The 16,022-nt window shown below is 67.1% G+C and carries 13 protein-coding genes; 4 read left to right on the top strand and 9 right to left on the bottom strand.

Translation table 11 applies throughout. The features are described 5' to 3' along the window. The first annotated feature begins 323 nt into the window (after positions 1-323). Positions 324-614, top strand: a complete 291-nt coding sequence (locus tag HDA40_RS03740; RefSeq protein ID WP_253751653.1) for a hypothetical protein — start codon at positions 324-326, stop codon at positions 612-614. Positions 615-1,241: 627 nt separating this feature from the next. On the opposite strand, the gene HDA40_RS03735 is transcribed toward HDA40_RS03740, so the two are convergent. The 3 genes from HDA40_RS03735 to HDA40_RS03725 form a co-directional block, all read right to left on the bottom strand. Further along, positions 1,242-2,360, bottom strand: coding sequence for a serine hydrolase domain-containing protein (locus HDA40_RS03735; RefSeq protein WP_253751651.1), 1,119 nt, complete (start codon positions 2,358-2,360; stop codon positions 1,242-1,244). 1,285 nt (positions 2,361-3,645) lie between these two features. Further along, complete coding sequence (locus HDA40_RS03730) at positions 3,646-4,128, bottom strand: hypothetical protein (RefSeq protein WP_253751649.1); 483 nt, start codon at positions 4,126-4,128, stop codon at positions 3,646-3,648. A gap of 272 nt (positions 4,129-4,400) precedes the next feature. Next, entirely contained in the window at positions 4,401-5,180 is a 780-nt protein-coding gene (locus tag HDA40_RS03725; protein WP_253751647.1) for a DUF899 family protein, read from the bottom strand. Between the two features lie 75 nt (positions 5,181-5,255). On the opposite strand from HDA40_RS03725, the gene HDA40_RS03720 reads away from it, so the two are divergent. After that, on the top strand, positions 5,256-5,924 hold the full coding sequence (locus HDA40_RS03720; protein ID WP_253751646.1) for a winged helix-turn-helix transcriptional regulator: 669 nt from the start codon (positions 5,256-5,258) through the stop codon (positions 5,922-5,924). A gap of 417 nt (positions 5,925-6,341) precedes the next feature. Here the strand turns inward: HDA40_RS03720 and HDA40_RS03715 are convergent, their stop codons facing one another. Together HDA40_RS03715 and HDA40_RS03710 are read right to left on the bottom strand one after the other, a co-directional pair. After that, positions 6,342-7,727, bottom strand: coding sequence for an endo-1,4-beta-xylanase (locus HDA40_RS03715; protein ID WP_372503145.1), 1,386 nt, complete (start codon positions 7,725-7,727; stop codon positions 6,342-6,344). Positions 7,728-8,165: 438 nt separating this feature from the next. Then, entirely contained in the window at positions 8,166-9,173 is a 1,008-nt protein-coding gene (locus HDA40_RS03710; protein WP_253751641.1) for a PaaX family transcriptional regulator, read from the bottom strand. Positions 9,174-9,386: 213 nt separating this feature from the next. Between HDA40_RS03710 and HDA40_RS03705 the strand changes: the two genes are divergently transcribed. After that, positions 9,387-10,694, top strand: a complete 1,308-nt coding sequence (locus tag HDA40_RS03705) for a CE1 family esterase (RefSeq protein ID WP_253751639.1) — start codon at positions 9,387-9,389, stop codon at positions 10,692-10,694. A 101-nt stretch (positions 10,695-10,795) separates the two neighbouring features. Here the strand turns inward: HDA40_RS03705 and HDA40_RS03700 are convergent, their stop codons facing one another. Beyond that, complete coding sequence (locus tag HDA40_RS03700; RefSeq protein WP_253751636.1) at positions 10,796-11,770, bottom strand: helix-turn-helix transcriptional regulator; 975 nt, start codon at positions 11,768-11,770, stop codon at positions 10,796-10,798. Between the two features lie 114 nt (positions 11,771-11,884). Between HDA40_RS03700 and HDA40_RS03695 the strand changes: the two genes are divergently transcribed. Beyond that, positions 11,885-12,286: a RidA family protein gene (locus tag HDA40_RS03695; protein ID WP_253751633.1), complete on the top strand. Its 402-nt coding sequence runs from the start codon at positions 11,885-11,887 to the stop codon at positions 12,284-12,286. A gap of 59 nt (positions 12,287-12,345) precedes the next feature. Here HDA40_RS03695 and HDA40_RS03690 read toward each other — a convergent pair whose 3' ends face one another. From HDA40_RS03690 to HDA40_RS03680, 3 genes are read right to left on the bottom strand one after another with little or no spacing between them, the layout of a single operon-like run. Beyond that, a complete protein-coding gene (locus HDA40_RS03690; protein WP_253751630.1) occupies positions 12,346-12,648 on the bottom strand; it encodes a hypothetical protein in 303 nt (100 codons plus the stop codon). 34 nt (positions 12,649-12,682) lie between these two features. Further along, positions 12,683-13,534, bottom strand: coding sequence for a hypothetical protein (locus HDA40_RS03685; protein WP_253751626.1), 852 nt, complete (start codon positions 13,532-13,534; stop codon positions 12,683-12,685). Then, on the bottom strand, positions 13,531-15,870 hold the full coding sequence (locus tag HDA40_RS03680) for a hypothetical protein (protein ID WP_253751623.1): 2,340 nt from the start codon (positions 15,868-15,870) through the stop codon (positions 13,531-13,533). Before HDA40_RS03680 ends, HDA40_RS03685 begins: the two co-directional genes overlap by 4 nt. Positions 15,871-16,022 lie beyond the last annotated feature (152 nt).

The raw sequence follows: 16,022 nt of genomic DNA, 5'->3' as shown, positions 1-16,022 counted from the left end.
AACCCACCACGGTGCGGGCAAGGACGCCCGAGAAGGGCGCCGTTGTGCCACCCAACCGGTTGTACAACAGGCTGTTACTACGACCTCTACATGACGGCTTGACTTCACAGTCAGGCGCAAGCCCAGCAATCTCGGTTTTGCCCATGCCACTGGCCAGGGCCGCAGCGGTAATCTTGAGTGGTTGTCGGTCAAACGTCGGCGCATGCGCCACGCGCAGGAGTATCAATCTTGATCGCCGGCAAACGACATTCTGCTTGAAAGGCCTACATCGCCGAAATTCTCGATACCACAGCAAGGAGTTGCATCTGGGAAGGGGGAGACAAATGTACGCAACCGTACGTCGTTACGACGGCGTGACCGATCCTCGCGAGGCGGGGCGGCGTGTGGACGAAGGGTTTGTCCCGATCATCAGCACGGTTCCGGGCTTCCTTGCCTATTACTGGGTCGACGCCGGAGATGGGGTGATGGTGTCGACGAGCGTTTTTGAGAGCCGAGATGGTGCCGAGAACTCGAATAACAAGGCTGCGGACTGGGTGAAGGAGAATTTGGCGTCTCTTCTTCCGAACCCGCCCCAGATCACAGCGGGGGAAGTGGTCGCTCACCGGGCCAAATGAGGGATGGGTAAGTCGAGCAAGCCTCCGGATCACAGCAGTCGCTTAGCCGACGGACTGCCACGAGTTGAGTGACAGGGCCATTTCTCGCTGTCCTTGGCCGATGGCCGGGCCGCGACGGCCTCTCGGTGGTCATCGCCCAGACCTTGGCACCCCACTCGGACGCCAGGCAGGTCGCCGCACGGTTACTCGTCGGTGGACAGGAGACCAGGTTCACCATGACCACCCTGCCGACGCCGAACCCGGTGGGGAGACGACCGCGATCCAACAGCACGTCGCGGCCGCTCATACGCCACAGCCGGGCTCAGCGCTGCGCAAGAGCGCCAAACGCGCGAAAAAGCCGACCAGGCCAAACGGGCCGCCCGCGGCCCGCCACACCACCGCAGACCTAGCGACCAAGTCCTGAGGCGGGAAGGGTATCGCACACCCCCGCACGCGAGGTTTCGACAAGCACCGGCGGCAACGCGACATACTCCGCGCCCAAGGCGTGGTCCTGGGTCCGGCCGCCCCCAGGCATCACCGGGAATCAGAAACGGCCTGGTCGGGGTATGAGCCTCCGACCAGGCCGGTCTCCCGTCGTCTGCGGGCGCGACCGACGGGCTGGGAACTTGTTCTGCTTCGAGATCGGCGCTATGCCTGGCTCGTCAGGATCTGGCGCAATCGCTGGTTCACGCCGGGGATTGGCGACATGTCGTAATTGCTGAGGGCGACCGCCGTCCACTCGGTGCCGGGGTACCAGTCGACGCTGGTGCTCACGCCGGGTGCGGCGCCACCGTGCCCGGCGACCCACCGGCCGTTGATGAGGAAATTGTCTGGCGCGTAGCTGGCGAACGGGGTGACCGGCGGCAGCCCAGGCTTGGCCGGCAAGGGCGGCTTGGGCAGCTTCGGGGTCACGAAGACGTCCCGATAGACGGCGTTCAGCAGCGTGCCGTCGTTCAGCGCCCGGGCGAAACTGACCAGGTCGGGCGCCGTGGCTAGCGCGTTGCCGGCCGGGTTGCCGATGTAGACGTAGGCGTCCCCGTCGAGAGCGTCGTATCTCTTGCCCAACTGGTCGGTGGGGTACGGATGCGCGTACCGGCTGCCGCTCCTCCACTGCGGCAGGGTTGTGAAGTCCGCGTCGGTCATGCCCGCCGGCCGGAAGACGTGCTCGCGGACGTAGTCGTAATACGACTGGCCCGAGACCTTCTGGATGATGCTGCCGAGCAGGTGGTAGCCGGAATTGCTGTACTGGTTACCCGCGCCCGGCGCGAAGGCGAGCGACTCGGTGCGGATGTGGCCCAGGGTGCCGCCCATCATCTGCTCCGGCGTCGTCCAGGTGACCGCCTCCTCGAAATACCCAGGGTCCCGCATGAAGTCGCCCAGGCCGGAGGTGTGGGTGAGTAGGTGATGGATGGTGACCTTGTCGGCGACGTCGGCGGTGAACCCGCTAAGGTGCTGGCCGATCGGGTCGAGCAAGGTCAGTTCGCCGAGCTGGACGAGCTGTCCGACGGCGATCGCGGTGAACAGCTTCGTCACGGACGCCAGACAGTAGATGGTGTCGGCCTGGTTGCGAAGGTCCTTGTTCTTGTCGGCGTACCCGAACGAGCGCGACAACACCGGATGACCGCCGCGGGCGACCAGGACGGTGCCGGAGAACTGGTCGTGGGTCGCGAGCTGGCTGAGATACTGGTCGAACTCCCCGCCCGGCCGCAGCGCCGCCGGAAGCGGCGTCAGCTGAGTGCCGGTCGTATCAGTATTCGTGGCGGCCACGCCGGGAGACGCCCAGGCGCTGCCGACTACAGCTGGGGTGACGACCAGACCGGACCACCGCAGAAACGCACGCCTGTTTGTTTGTGCCAAGGGGATGGCTCCTCACCTGATGGCCGGGTGTCACGCCGGATCGGTTCCGGCCGGCCAATGGAGATACAACATGCTGACCCGTTTCCCGGCCGTTTCCGCTCGGCTTGTCGTGGGCCTGCGACGGGTCGCCGCTGATTCAGTCCATAACGGACGGTCGCCCCCGGGGTCGGCCATTTTCGGCCGTGAGCGCATCTCGTTGGCGAGTGCCGGCTACGCAATCTTCGAACCGGCCCGCGTGCCGCCTGATGGACTTCGTCGGCCCGGCGGCACCACCGACCTCCTCGGCGCCCTGCTGGCAGAGTGGCAGAACGGCTGCTGCGCCAACTCGGCGTGAATCCCGACTCCGTCCGGTCGGACGTCGCTATTCGCCTCGACGGTGGGGGACGTCTGTGACTATCGGACGCCCGCCTTCAGCGCGTACTCCACCAGGTCCATATCAGGTTGCCCTGCGTTCGTCGGTTCGCAGCGGACCTCAAGGCAAAATCGGACCAGGGTGCTGGGTCGCCGCGGTTGCGCAGGCCAAAGACCGTAGTGACGAGGCATGCACATTCCCAATTGGACCATGCTTGGCGGAGGCCGAACCACGTTCCCGCAGCACGGGGCGCGGCTGTGACCGTACCGGCTGTCCGGACGCGGCGGATGTAGCCCATATGAAGATGCGAGTGATCGGCGTCCAGCGAGTTGCCCGCCGAGCGCGCTCGTCACCGGGCGTTGGACCAGGCGTCCGGATTTGCCGATGTCCGTGCGGTGTCCGATTCGCCTCGGCCCTTCGTCACCTCGCGTCAGGTTGTGGCCCGTTGGCGGTTCGCGCACTCCCCCGTATCAAACGATCTCTAAGTCGTTAACGTGCAGATGAATAACATGATCAATGTTCTTGGTGGACCTTACGTGGCACAATCCGAACCGCGTACCCGCAGCTCAGGGGCCAAATGTATCCGTTGCGGCGGTCTTATTACGGTCCGTCTGACCGGGCCAGCGAATCGGCGCCGCGGCAGGTTGAGCCTCCGACGGGTCCCATCGCACATGGGAACCGCCGGATGACGTGCTGATCGTGTCGAGGACATGGGCCATTGCGGCATAGCCGCAATCAGGCAGTACCTGGCTGGGGATCATGACGGTGAACGCCGTGCCCGTTTTCGTCTGCGCGCCGGTGCCTGGCACGCCCCCTTTCCCGGAACGCCCACTGTCAGTGGTCTCAGCTCGCCCGTGACAGCTCCATGATCCAGTTCGTCCGCCAGCTCTGACCCTCGTCATACGAGAACGACTGCTGCCAGCGGGCAGCGTCCGCCCCGTCTGTCGTCCACTCGAAACGCACCTTCACCGGCGAACCACCGAGAACGTCCTCGCAGTCGAAGACGCCCCGCCCGTCGCGCCACGCTCCCTCGACGGGCGGGTCAAGGTGACCAGGCCGACGACTGGAAGCCCACCAGATCCGCCACACCTGCTGCTCAGGATCGAACTGCCGCAGAGTGAAACCTTCGAACGGCTCCTCGCCGGGCGGTGCCTCGGTCCAGATCCGGTCGACGTGACCCAGACCTCCGAAGATCGGTTCCGCCTGCGCGTGAGCGTCGAACTCGATCCACTCGGTGCAATGGGGGTCGGTGACATCGCGCAGCTTGCGGTGGCGGACGAGCCACCGCCCGAAGATGAAGTCGAAATCGGCGCGGCCGTCGTTCATGGTGTTCGTTCCCTTGCATTCGGTTGTACAGCGTTCGCCATCATGCCAGCGGCCGCCGACATAAATGGGCCACCAGCAGGTGTGAGGGCCTGAGCCGGAGAGCTTCCGGGTACGCGCAGCCACTCGGGCGACAGCCCGCGCGGGAACCCAGAGACGCACACTCAATGCCGAGGAACGGATGTCCACTCTTGGTGAGCTCCCTCGTTGAAGCCGGTCAGTAAGGGCGACGTCGTGGCGCTAAGCGTGATTGGCCGGGGCACTCGGCGGGCGATTCATGCGCCAGTCGGTGTCGAGCCGCCGCAGCAGTGGTGGTCGCTGTCGGTGTTCCCAGTGGTGCCCAGGTCGTCGTCGCGGCCGGCGGCGAGGCGTGACCACTGTGATGTGGGCCGGCCGTCGAGCCGGAATTGGTCGCCGTCGGTTCGAAAGCGCTGAGGCCACCCCTGCGGGGAGTCCTCCCATTGTTCTTGGCGGCCGTAGACGGTCATGTCGAGCAGGCCGTACGACGGCGCCATTGGCTCGCAGCCCCGGCCGGTAGTCCAGTACGTCTCGAACACCCGGTCGTCCTGACGCAGGTAGCACGCCTTCATCCCGAACGCGCGCCCAGCGACAAGAGAGTCCAGCGACTGTGCGGGCACCGAGTACCAGGGCGCCTGCCAGCCCATGAAGTCGCGGTAGCGTGACGTTTCCTCGAACGGCCCCTGGCAGAAGACCGCGAACGTGACGTCACGCGAGTGCAGGTAGGACAGTTCGATTACCTGGCCGGTGAAGAACGTGCATCCCTCGCACTGGTCGGCGGCCGGCCTGCCGGCGTGCCACATGTGGTACGACGCGAACAGCTGGGCTCGGCCTTCGAAGGCATCGAGCAGGGGCACCGGGCCGTTGGCTCCGAGGAGACGGGTGGTGGGGTCGACTTCGACCATGGGCAGCCGGCGGCGGCTTGCGGCGATCGCGTCGCCCTCGCGGGTGTGCGCCTTCTCGCGGAGCCGGAGTTCGTCGAGCTGCGTTTGCCAGGTCTTGCGGTCAGTCACTGGGGGTGCCGGTGGCGTAGTCATGATTCTCCCTCGAGTCAGTCGCTATGAGGGTAATAGTATCTGCTACGATGGAGCAAGTCTGAAGGGAGGTGGCCGATGCCAGTCCAGCGCGGTTATCGGCAGGCATGCGGCGTTGCGCGCGGCCTGGACATCGTGGGGGAGCGGTGGTCACTACTCGTGGTCCGCGAGCTGCTGTTCGGGCCGAAACGGTTCACCGACCTGCAACAGGCGCTGCCGGCCGCGAGCCCGAACGCGCTGTCCGACCGGCTGCGGGAGTTGGCCGACGTGGGCGTCATTAGCCGTCGCCACCTGCCTCCGCCAGCGAACGTCCGGGTCTACGAGCTGACCGCATGGGGCCGGGGCCTTGAGCCGATCGTCGTCGCGCTGGGCACCTGGGCGCTGGCGGCGCCGCCGACCGCAGAACAGGTCTTCGTCAGCGTGGACAGCGTCATGTTGAGCATCCGTACCTACTTTGTGCCGAGCTGGCAGCGGCCCCAGGCGACGCTGCGGATCGAACTACGCGACAAGGGTCTGGGCGGGGTGTTCGGCGTCCGCCTCACTTCGGCCGGTGCTGAGGTCGCGCATGAGCCGCCCGAGCAGCCGGACGCCGTCCTGGCGACAACAACGAATGGACTCCTGGCCGCATTTGGCGACCACGACCTGACCGGGCTCGTAGCCGCCGGCGCCGCCGTCAGCGGCGATCGCGAGGTCATACGCCATCTCATCGCAAACGTGCGTGTCCCAGCGCATCAGGATGTCAGATGAACCGGCGCAGCCAATCGACCCGTGACGAGGCAGGCGCCATCGTCAGCGGCGTCCAGCCATCGATGATGCGCGGGATCTCAGCATGGTTCGCCGGACCCGAGCGGCAGCCACGGAAGGCGTGGTGGAGTGCATCATTGCCTGGGTGGTTCGCGCCGGGCGTCGCGGTCAAATCGAAAACACGATGTCGGGTTGCCGCGTCTGCGCAGGCCGACAGCAAATGACGCGAGGTATGCGCATGCTTACCTGATCTTGGTGGGCGATGCTGGAATCGAACCGGTGACCTCTTCGGTAGGAAAGGAAACGAGGCGCGCAAACCTATCCTGACCTGCGGCGATGCTCGATCTTGACGCGACCTGGTGGGGGAGGGGTCGTCGAGGCGACGACCCCTCCCATGGAGAGTGGGATCAGAGTGAGGACCTACAGGGCAGCCAGCCGGAACTGCTGGTTCGCCTGGCCGTTGCAGTCGTAGATCTGAACCTGCTGCCCGTTGCCGGTGCCCCAGACGTCGATGCATCGGCCGGACTGCACGCCGGTGATCGTGCCGTTGGAGTTGACGTTCCACTGCTGGTTGGTCTGGCCGTTGCAGCTGTAGATCTGGACTGCCGAACCGTTGCCGGATCCGGCCGCGTCCAGGCACATGTTGCCGTACACGGTCAGTTGCTTGCTCGAGGTGTAGGTCCACTGCTGGTTGGTCAGGCCGTGGCAGTCGTACAGCTGGACCCTGGTTCCGTTGTTGTGTGAGGAGTTCGGCACGTCGATGCAGCGGCCTGACTGCGAGCCGACGATCTTGCTGGCGCCGCTGGGCTGCGGCGAGGTGGACGGCGAGCTTGACGGCGACCCGGGAGAGGACGTTGTCGTGGATGGGTTCGGGTTGGCGGAGTTGAGGACGTTGAGCACCGACGTGTACGCCGCCTTCTTGTTGCCGCTGCCGTCGAACAGCAGGGGGCTCTCGCTGGACCGCCACGAGTCGCTGTCGCGTACGCCCCACACGGTGATGCCGATGCAGCGCGGGACGTTCATGCACGCCTGCGTGAGGCCCGCGTACTGCGAGGTCGATGCGTTGGTCACGTCGACTTCGGTCAGGGCGACGTCCACGCCGAGGGCGGCGAAGCTGGACAGCGTGGTCTGGAAGTTGCTCGGCAGTGAGCTGCCGCCGGTGAAGTGCGTCTGCAGTCCGACGCAGTCGATCGGCACGCCCCGGGACTTGAAGTCCTGGATCATCCGGTACACGCCCTGCGTCTTGCCGTACGACCAGTTCTCGATGTTGTAGTCGTTGTAACACAGCTTCACCGACGGGTCGGCGTTACGGGCGGTCCGGAACGCGACCTCGATCCAGTCGTTGCCGGTGCCCTGAAGGTTCGACTGACGGCGGCTGCCGTCCTCGTTGAACGCCTCGTTCACCACGTCCCACGCAGCGAGCTTGCCCTTGTAATGCGCCATCACCCCGTTGACGTGATCGATCATGGCCTGGCGCAGCGTCGACCCGGACAGACTCTGCATCCAGCCGGGCTGCTGAGCATGCCAAGCCAGGGTGTGGCCCCGCACCTTCAGCCCGCGTTGTGTGGCCCAGTTGTAGATGTTGTCGCCGGCGCTGAAGCTGAACTGCCCCCGCTGGGGCTCTGTCGCGTCGATCTTCATCTCGTTCTCGGCCGTCACCATGTTGAACTCACGTGCAGCGATGGTGGTGTACGTCGAGTCGCCGAGCCGGCTGCCCGCGATCGCCGTGCCGAAGTACCGGCCGGACTGCGCGGCCGCGGCGCCGAGGATGCTCGCCGCCGCGTTCGCGTCGGGGATCACCATCATCGCGGTCAGGACGGCTAGTGCGCTGGTCGCACCGAAGAGCAGCGCTTTGCGGAGCGGGGTCGATCTGCCTTGGTGTTCGCCACGATGCGCAGGAGGACGTGCGGTCACCATGGACTCCTTTCGGTTGCCGGCGCCGGGTTCGATGGAGCGGCCGGCGCCGCATGGGCGGGCGTCGATACCGAGGCATGCTGCCACGCGCCGCGACTGATTCGCAATGGCGAGTTCCGAGAATTTTTCGGAAGGATGAAGGGCGTGATTGCGGCGATTCACCGTGGACACAGGATGCTCCGGATGGACTGCCTCAGTTGACTGGCTGGTCAGAGCATTGTGGTCGAGTGTCTAACGTGGGCCATCCGAAAGATCAGTGTTGGACCGACCCTGTCTGGGTCTGCGAGAAGCTTCGATCGGGCCGAAACTTCCGGAGCGATTTCGGAACCGTCAGCTCGTGCCGGTGGCGGCGAGTCGGACGACCGTCTGGGCGCGGACGGCGTCAGCCCGCGATGCAGCGGCGGCCTGGCTCACAACAGCTCGAACATGCTTTTCGGCCGGGCCGGCCAGCCCGTCGTAGACGGCCACGAACAGGTCCCGGGCCTGCGAGCGAGGCCACCCGGCCGGCAGCAGCTCGGTCGGCAACTGCGGATCGAGCAAGGGGATACGCCGGTACGCGTCCATGATCTGCGTGCGAGCGTGAACTGCGGGGGCGCCGGCGATCTCGCCCTGGCGTACCTGTGGCAGCAGTGGTCGCCAGCGCTCATCGAAGCGCTGATAGTGCCCTGCGATGGCGGGCAGGTCCCAGGCGTCGACGGGATTCCGGCTCACCTCGACGGCAAGATCTTCCTGCCTGGCCCGAAAGACGGTCAGCGCACCGAACGCGACTGCGCCGAGGCGTCGTTCGACCGTCGGGTTCACCTCGTCGGGCGACACCCACAGTCCGTCGTAGAGCGGCGCGAAGCCCAGCCAGCGCAACTCGGCGCGCAGAGATCGCCGCCGCGCGCTCTGCTCCTCGGGCAGCGAGAAGGCGACCAGCGTCCAATACCCGTCCCATACCCGGTCGCGGTCGCCGAACCGGGCGATCCACGCGCCCCCCGCCAGTAGCTCGCCTGCGGCGTCCACGGTCAGCCGGTGCGAGCTATGCCGTCCCTCTCGGCTGCTCTCCAGCACTCCGCGCCGCATCAGTCGGCTTATCGCCGTGCGGGCTGCGCCGCTGCTGACGCCGGACTCGACCAGCAGCGCGACGATGGCTGCCGAGGGTAGCCAGACGCGATCGGGCAAGGTGTAATCCGCGATGAGCGTCGCCGCGAGCGCCTGGGCCGAGGTGCCTTGCTGTCGCCGGGGCAGCCGCGAGCCCACCGCGACATCGGGAAAGATCTCCTCGATCTCGAACGGACTGACCACGGCGACTCCGGCGCTGCGACGAACCGCCCCACGGTCTGGGGCTCCGCCCATGATAGGCGTCCTTGCGGCTGCGGATCTGCTGTCCACCGACGACACGGGCACGACCTCGCATTAGATGTCATCGATTGACAGTTCTGCGTCCGGCAGGCACACTACCTGACACGCATCCCGAGTGGCCCGACCACGTATGTGGCAGACGGCCGGATCTCGGGAATCCAGACGGGGTCGGGCCGACCCGCAGACTGTTGCGATCGAGGAAACGCCATGAGACGAATGACCACACCGGCCCGGCATCGATGGATTCTGGGCAGCCTGTTGACCCTGGCGCTGGCCGGCGCTGTTCTGCTGGTGCCCAGGCTGGCCGAGGCCGGGCCGACGGCCGGCTGCGGCAAGACGCCGACGCTCACCAGCGGAACTCGTTCGATTCAAAGCGGTGGCCAGAACCGTAGCTACGTCCTGAGCATCCCCAGCGGTTACAACAACACCCACGCCTATCGGCTCATCTTCGGGCTGCACTGGCTCAACGGCACGGCCAACGACGTCGCCACCGGCGGGCCAGACGGAGCGGCGTGGGCCTTCTACGGCCAGAAGCAGCTGTCGAACAACGGCACGATCTTCGTCGCGCCGCAGGGCATCGACAACGGCTGGGCCAACACCAACGGCCGCGACGTCACCCTCGTGGACGACCTCGTCCGGCTCGTCGAAGGCGACTTGTGCGTCGACACCAGTCAGATCTTCGCGATGGGCTGGAGCTACGGCGGTTCGATGAGTTACGCCCTCGCCTGCGCCCGGCCCACGGTCTTCCGAGCGGTCGTGGTCTACTCCGGAGCCAACCTCAGCGGATGCAGCGGCGGCACGCAGCCGGTCGCGTACTTCGGCATCCACGGCACGCACGACAGCGTGCTCAACATCTCCAACGGACGGTCGCTGCGCGACACCTTCGTGCGGAACAACGGGTGCAGCGCGCAGAGCCCACGCGAGCCTTCCCAAGGCAGCCTCACCCACTACACCACCGCGTACTCCGGATGCCGGTCCGGCTATCCGGTCCAATGGGCGGCGTTCGACGGCGACCACACGCCCAGCCCAGTGGACGGCACCACCTCCACCAGCGGAACGCGTACATGGACGTCGGCGGAGGTGAACACGTTCCTGGCGCAGTTCCCGAGCAGCCCGTCGCCGAGCGGTTCCCCGTCCATCACCTCGTCGCCGTCGAGCAGTCCGTCGGCATCCGGCAGCCCGTCGCCGAGCAGCTCCAGTTCAGGCAGCCCAGCGCCGGGCGGGGCCTGCGGCGCGACTTATCGCACGATCAACACGTGGCCGGGCGGGTTCCAGGGCGAGGTGACCGTTTCCGCCGGCAACGCGCCGATCACGGGCTGGACTGTGCGGTGGACGTTGGCCAGTGGCCAGACCATCACCCAGGTGTGGAGCGCGACGCTCTCGGCAGCCGGCTCGAACGTCACGATGAGTAACGTCTCCTACAACGGCTCGGTGGGCTCCAACGCGTCGACGACGTTCGGCTTCCTGGCCAACGGCAGCCCGTCGACACCATCGCTCACCTGCACGAGCCCCTGACGGAGCAGCATTCCCCCGGGGCGGTCGACGGCTCGGGGGAATGCTCTCAGGTTCGTCCAGCGCCGGACCGGAGCCGTGAGCCTGGCCAGACTCACGGCTTCTCAAGTGGACCTCTCATATCGCTTGGCGACGGCGACGGCGCGATCGTGCAGGGCGTCGCGTAGCCACTGCGGGGACAGCACCTCCCCGTTCGTGGACAGCTGCCACAGCGCCCACTCGGCGTGTCTTGCGTCTTGGAACGTCACTTCCAACCGGAGCCGGCCGTCTGCCTCCGTCTCCTCGGCCAGAACGGCGACGGCGGTGCTGATCAGCTCCTCCCGTCGTCTCGGATTCAGCCGCACGTACGCCGTCACCTGGTCATCGCCCGCCCGGAATCGCGTACTGCGGTCATGCCAGGCTTGATCCAGGTCGACGCGAACTGGGCGCTCCGCCGCTTCGGCGAGTTCCTCGGCGGCGAGTATCCGCGACAGCCGGTAGGTGCGGTCGGAGCCGGACCTCGTGGCCAGCAGGTAACCCTGCTCGCGGACCGTGACCAGGCCGATGGGATCCACGGTCCGCCAGTTCGCCGCGTGGCCTGCGGCGGCGTAGTGGATTCGCAGCTTGTGACCCGCGAGCACCGCGCGTCGAACCTCTCCCACGACGTCCTCCGCGAGTTCGTCGGCCGCCGTCCGACGCGACAAAAGGTCGGTCTCCGGATCGATGAGCAATCGCTCGACCGCACCGGCAGCGGTGTGCCGATAGCTTTCGGGGAGCGCGTCGACGACCTTGAGGATGGCCGAAGCCAGTGCGGAGCCCAGGCCGAACGCCTGAGCGCCGCGCCGCGATCCGGCGACCAGCAGGGCGAGCGCCTCGTCATGGTTGAGGCCGGTGAGCTCGGTGTGGAAGCCCGGCAACAGGGCGAAGCCACCGTGGCGGCCGCGTTCGGCATACACCGGTACCCCGGCGGCGGACAGCGCCTCGATGTCGCGAAGCACGGTGCGGGTGGAGACCTCCAGCTCGCGGGCCAGCGTGGTCGCCGACAACTGACCGCGCTGGCGCAGCAGCAGCACCAGCGCCACCAACCGGTCCGCGCGCATGATCGAAGTATGCCCGGGATACATGACAGAGGGTGTCGTGATTCGGTTGAGAGGCTCACCACCACGCGGGTCGGCGTCCTGCCGGGCCGCACGTGGCGAATGGGAGCGAATGCGATGCAACGTACGGCCGTCAACCCGTGGACGTGGTCGCAGCGGTTGGGCTTCAACCAGGGTGAGGTCGTCTCTGGGGAGGTCCGGACCCTGTACATCTCCGGTCAGACCGCGACGAACGCGCAAGGCGAGCCCCAGTATGAGGGCGACATGGCAGCCCAGATCGCCGTGAGCCTGGACAATCTCGAGGCCGTGCTGGGCGAGGCCGGGATGTCTCTGGCGGATCTGGTCCGGCTCACCGTCTACACCACCGACGTCGAGCTGCTCTTGCAGCACTACGGTGTTCTCGCGTCGCGATTGGGCGCTGCCCGGGTGGCGCCCGCCAGCACGATGCTCGGGGTGACCCGGCTGGCGATCCCTACGCTGATGGTGGAACTGGAGGGCACGGCCGTCGCGACGGCCTGACAAGGCAGGGCGCCTACGCGCGTCAGCGCGATAGGCGCCCCCGCTTAGCTGCGGCGGTGCTAGACCGGCCCGCCGTTGCCGCGCGATCGAACCGACGCGTCGCGTTGCGCGATCGCCCCGGCCACAGCTGCGGCGAGAGCATCGAGCTCGGGGCGGCGCGCCGGCTCATACGCCATGCCGAGCATCGGGCCCACCGCGCAGCGAATCTCCAGCCGAGGTCGCTTTCCGTCCGGGAACTCCAGACGCGGGCGTTGCCAGACATGAAACCGATGAACGTCGCTGTGCCCGAACAGCTCGAGCACGGTTCCGTCGAACACGAACACGCAGCCGTCATCGGGTTGCGCCTCGATCTGGTTGGTCATCGGGGTGTGGGTCCCTTCGGGAAGCGCTTGGTCGTCAGCCGGACGGGGCGACGAACTTGTCGTAGGGTTCCTCGAACTGCACGCCCGCCTCGTAGTCGAGGTCGACGTGTGTCGATCGTGCGTGGTCGGTCAACACGATCACCGGCGAGCCGAGGGTCGGTACCCGTTCGGCGTCGGTCCGCATGTGCAGCCAGAGTTCCCGGGGTTCGCCGCGGTCGGCGTACGCGACGCGGATGGTGAAGACGGGCATGTCCCAGAGCCACTCGTTCTGGAACACGACCTCGGTGATCAGTCCGTCGTAGCGTTTTCCGCTCTGTCGCAGTCGTTCGATGGCAAGCTGTCGCTCGCGTACGTCACGGAGGGCTGCCGTCAGACGGATCAGCAGCCAGACCGCCAGGGCCGCCATGAGCGCAGCCACCAGCACCCCCAGCTCACGGGGGATCGTCGGTGAGGTGACGATGTGCTCCAGGTCGAACGACGGCGCCGGATTCCGGGTGTAGCTGGCGGCTGTCCAGAGCAGGCCACCGGCGGCGAGTCCGCCAGCCACCGTGAGGCCGTTGAACAGGCCCGACACGAGGCTCTGCCGCAAGGCCGCCGCGGCCCGCGCATGGACGTGGCCGGTTGTCACCAACGCGAGAAAGGCAGTGGCGATCGCCCCCGCCAACGCCCACGGGCTTCCCAGCGCCTGGCTCACGCCCGGAGTCGGCGCCAAGCCGAGCAGCGCGGCGTACGGGACCGACGACGTGACAGCCCACGCCGCCACACCGAGCAGCACGAGCTGGATGAGCCTGGTGTTTACGCTGCCGATCGGCTGTCCTGGCAGCAGTTGCGTCATCTTCGTCCCGCGGTCGGTCACCGACAGGATCGGCGTCGCTCGGTCGCTCACCGCCGCCGGCTCCGTCCGATGCGGGTACCGGCCAGGGTGTGTCTGCCATTGCTGTCGGGACGCGGCACGAGTCCATAGTAGATTCTCGCCGCGCCGTCGAGGGTCACGGTCACCTGACCCCCGGCGACCGGTACTGGCCGGCTCTGCCCGATGGCGTTCAGCTCGGTGACGGCGCTGCGGGCGGCGACCGTGAGGGTCACCTTGGTCGGCCACGGATCGGCCCAGACTTCCGGCGCGGGGAAATGCCAGTCGGTGCGCTGCCCGGCGGTGTTGAGCAGATACCCGTCGGCCCGGTTCCACAGGACGACGGCCGGCCCGGACGGGGTGTCGAACCACAAGCCGAAAGTGAGCGGGTCGGCGAAGGTCAGCCAGCTTCGGAAGGTCGCCTGGTCGAGCACGCGCGCGGCGTTCGCGTACGCGAGCAGTGACGGTTTAGGGCTCAGATCGCGGTTCATCAGGCCGTAGTGGTATTCGACGTTGCCGGGATCGGCGACCTGCGGCATGCCGAGGACACTGTCGTGGAACTGGTACCAGCACACGCATCTGACGCCTTCGGCCTTGGCCAACGCGAGGGTGAGCAGGACGTTTTCCGCCGCGTGCCGGTACGTGTCGTGCCACCAACTGTTCGGCTTGGTCGGCGCGTAGGCCTCGGTCAGCCAGATCTCCTTCTCGCCGTGCTGCGCCATCAGTGCCTTCAGTTGCTTCAGGCCACCGTAGAAGTTCCAGTAGGTGCCGTCGGCTCCGGTGCTCCAGTCGTCGCCCGGCGGAATGTAGTCCGGCGTGAAGTTGCCACGGCCGGGGTGGTAGGCGAACGCGTCGATCAGGTCCCAGCCGCCGGCTGCGATGAAGTTCTGCACCCATGGCTTGTCCATCCCGGCCAGGCCGTTGTTCATCAGCTTGATCGCCGTGCCGGTGGCTGCCCGCCGGTCGAAAACCGGTCTCAGGGCCTTGTCCAGGTACGCCTGCGCGGCGGTTCCGGTGTTGAACGGGCGGTTGAGCTCGTTTCCGACCTCGAAGTAGCCGGCTCCGGCCCCGACGGCCACCGCCAGTTTGTCGGCCGCCCAGGTGGCGGCGTCGGCATCGGTCGCCTCAAGCGATGGTTGCAGTTCGATGTTGTGCCGGATCGTCCGGGCGTCGAAGGCGGCGGGCGGCAGGCCCGGGCCGCCGTCGTACGCGATGCGTACCAGGCTGATGCCGGCCCGCTCCCACAGATCCAGTACGGCGTCGGCGCTCGGCCGCTGGAGCCACGGATAGTTGGCGATGCCGAACATGCTGCTCGCGCCGGCCTGGTAGTCGAACGGGGCGAGCGTGGCCAGGTTGGTGCGTGCGAAGGCCGAGTCGTCGCCGGATCGGACGGTGACCTCGGCGAACACCATTCCGGTGGTCGGCGCGGGCACGGTGAAGGCGTACTGCCAGGTGCCTGCGGCGGCGATGCCGCCGCCGATCGTGGTGTCGGCCACGACGGTGCCGTCGAAGTCGCGGACCGTCAGTTGTAGTTCGGCCGACCGGGTCGCGCCACCGTTCGCGACGGTGGCGGTGAGCTGCATCGGCTCGCCGGCCATGTCGAAGAGGTTGAACGGGCGGTTGGTGGTCAGTTCGAGCCCGAGTTCGCGACCGCGGCCGATGGTCGCGGTGGCCGATGGACGGGTCTCGGAGAAGAAGAAGTCGGCCCGGCTGGTCCAGCCGCCGTCGGGGTCGGCAACCCCGGGTGCGTGGACCCAGGTGGTGTTCGTCCAGGCCTGGCGGGACCGGTCCAGCAGGAACATCCCGTGCAGGCTGCCCCAGCTCGACGTGTGCGCGACGCCCACGGTGTCCTCGTACGGGATGCCACCGCCCGCGTCGCGTACCCACTCGGTGATCGCGATGTAGTCGTCGGGCGATGTCGGGGCCTGGATGGCCCGGCTGAACAGAAAGCCGTCCGGCACGAGGGTGTCGGGGCCGGTGACGTGCCATTCCAGCTGGGCGTGGTTGGTCGTGACGGTGAACCAGCCGACCACCGTGACCGGGCCGGCCGCCGCGTCGAAGACGTAGTCCATGCGGATCGCCGGGGTTCCGTCGGGCAGCTGGGCGAGCGCCGGCGTGCCGCCGGTGGACAGGTGAATTCCGGTGAGCTGGTCTTTGATCTGGAACTTCGATCCGGCGGACCGCGTGACACCGGCCGCGTCGCGGATGGCCAGGCGTCCGCCGACGCTCGCCAGCAGGCTGATCCCGCCGGCGGTCAGGGAGACGTCGCCGGCCGCGGCGTAGGCGGTGACGGGGGTGGGTTCGGCGATGAGGACGACGCCCGCCGCGAGCGTCATGCCGAGGAAGCCGCGACGGCTGAACTGGGGTGTCATCGTCTGCTCCTGTCTGCCCGCGAATCTCGTTTGATAATGCCTATCTGCTTCGCGGTGAAACGGACGATGTCAACCAGAGAGCCCATCTGTCAAGGGGAGGTTGCGCTTTCGTTTCCGGCGGCTTATGGTCATCGGCGTTCGAAGAAGATAGG

Source organism: Hamadaea flava, assembly GCF_024172085.1.
In the GTDB taxonomy this organism is placed as follows: Bacteria; Actinomycetota; Actinomycetes; order Mycobacteriales; family Micromonosporaceae; genus Hamadaea; species Hamadaea flava.
The sequence above is the reverse complement of the archived record's forward strand: the minus strand, read 5'-3'. Positions and strand labels throughout refer to the sequence as shown.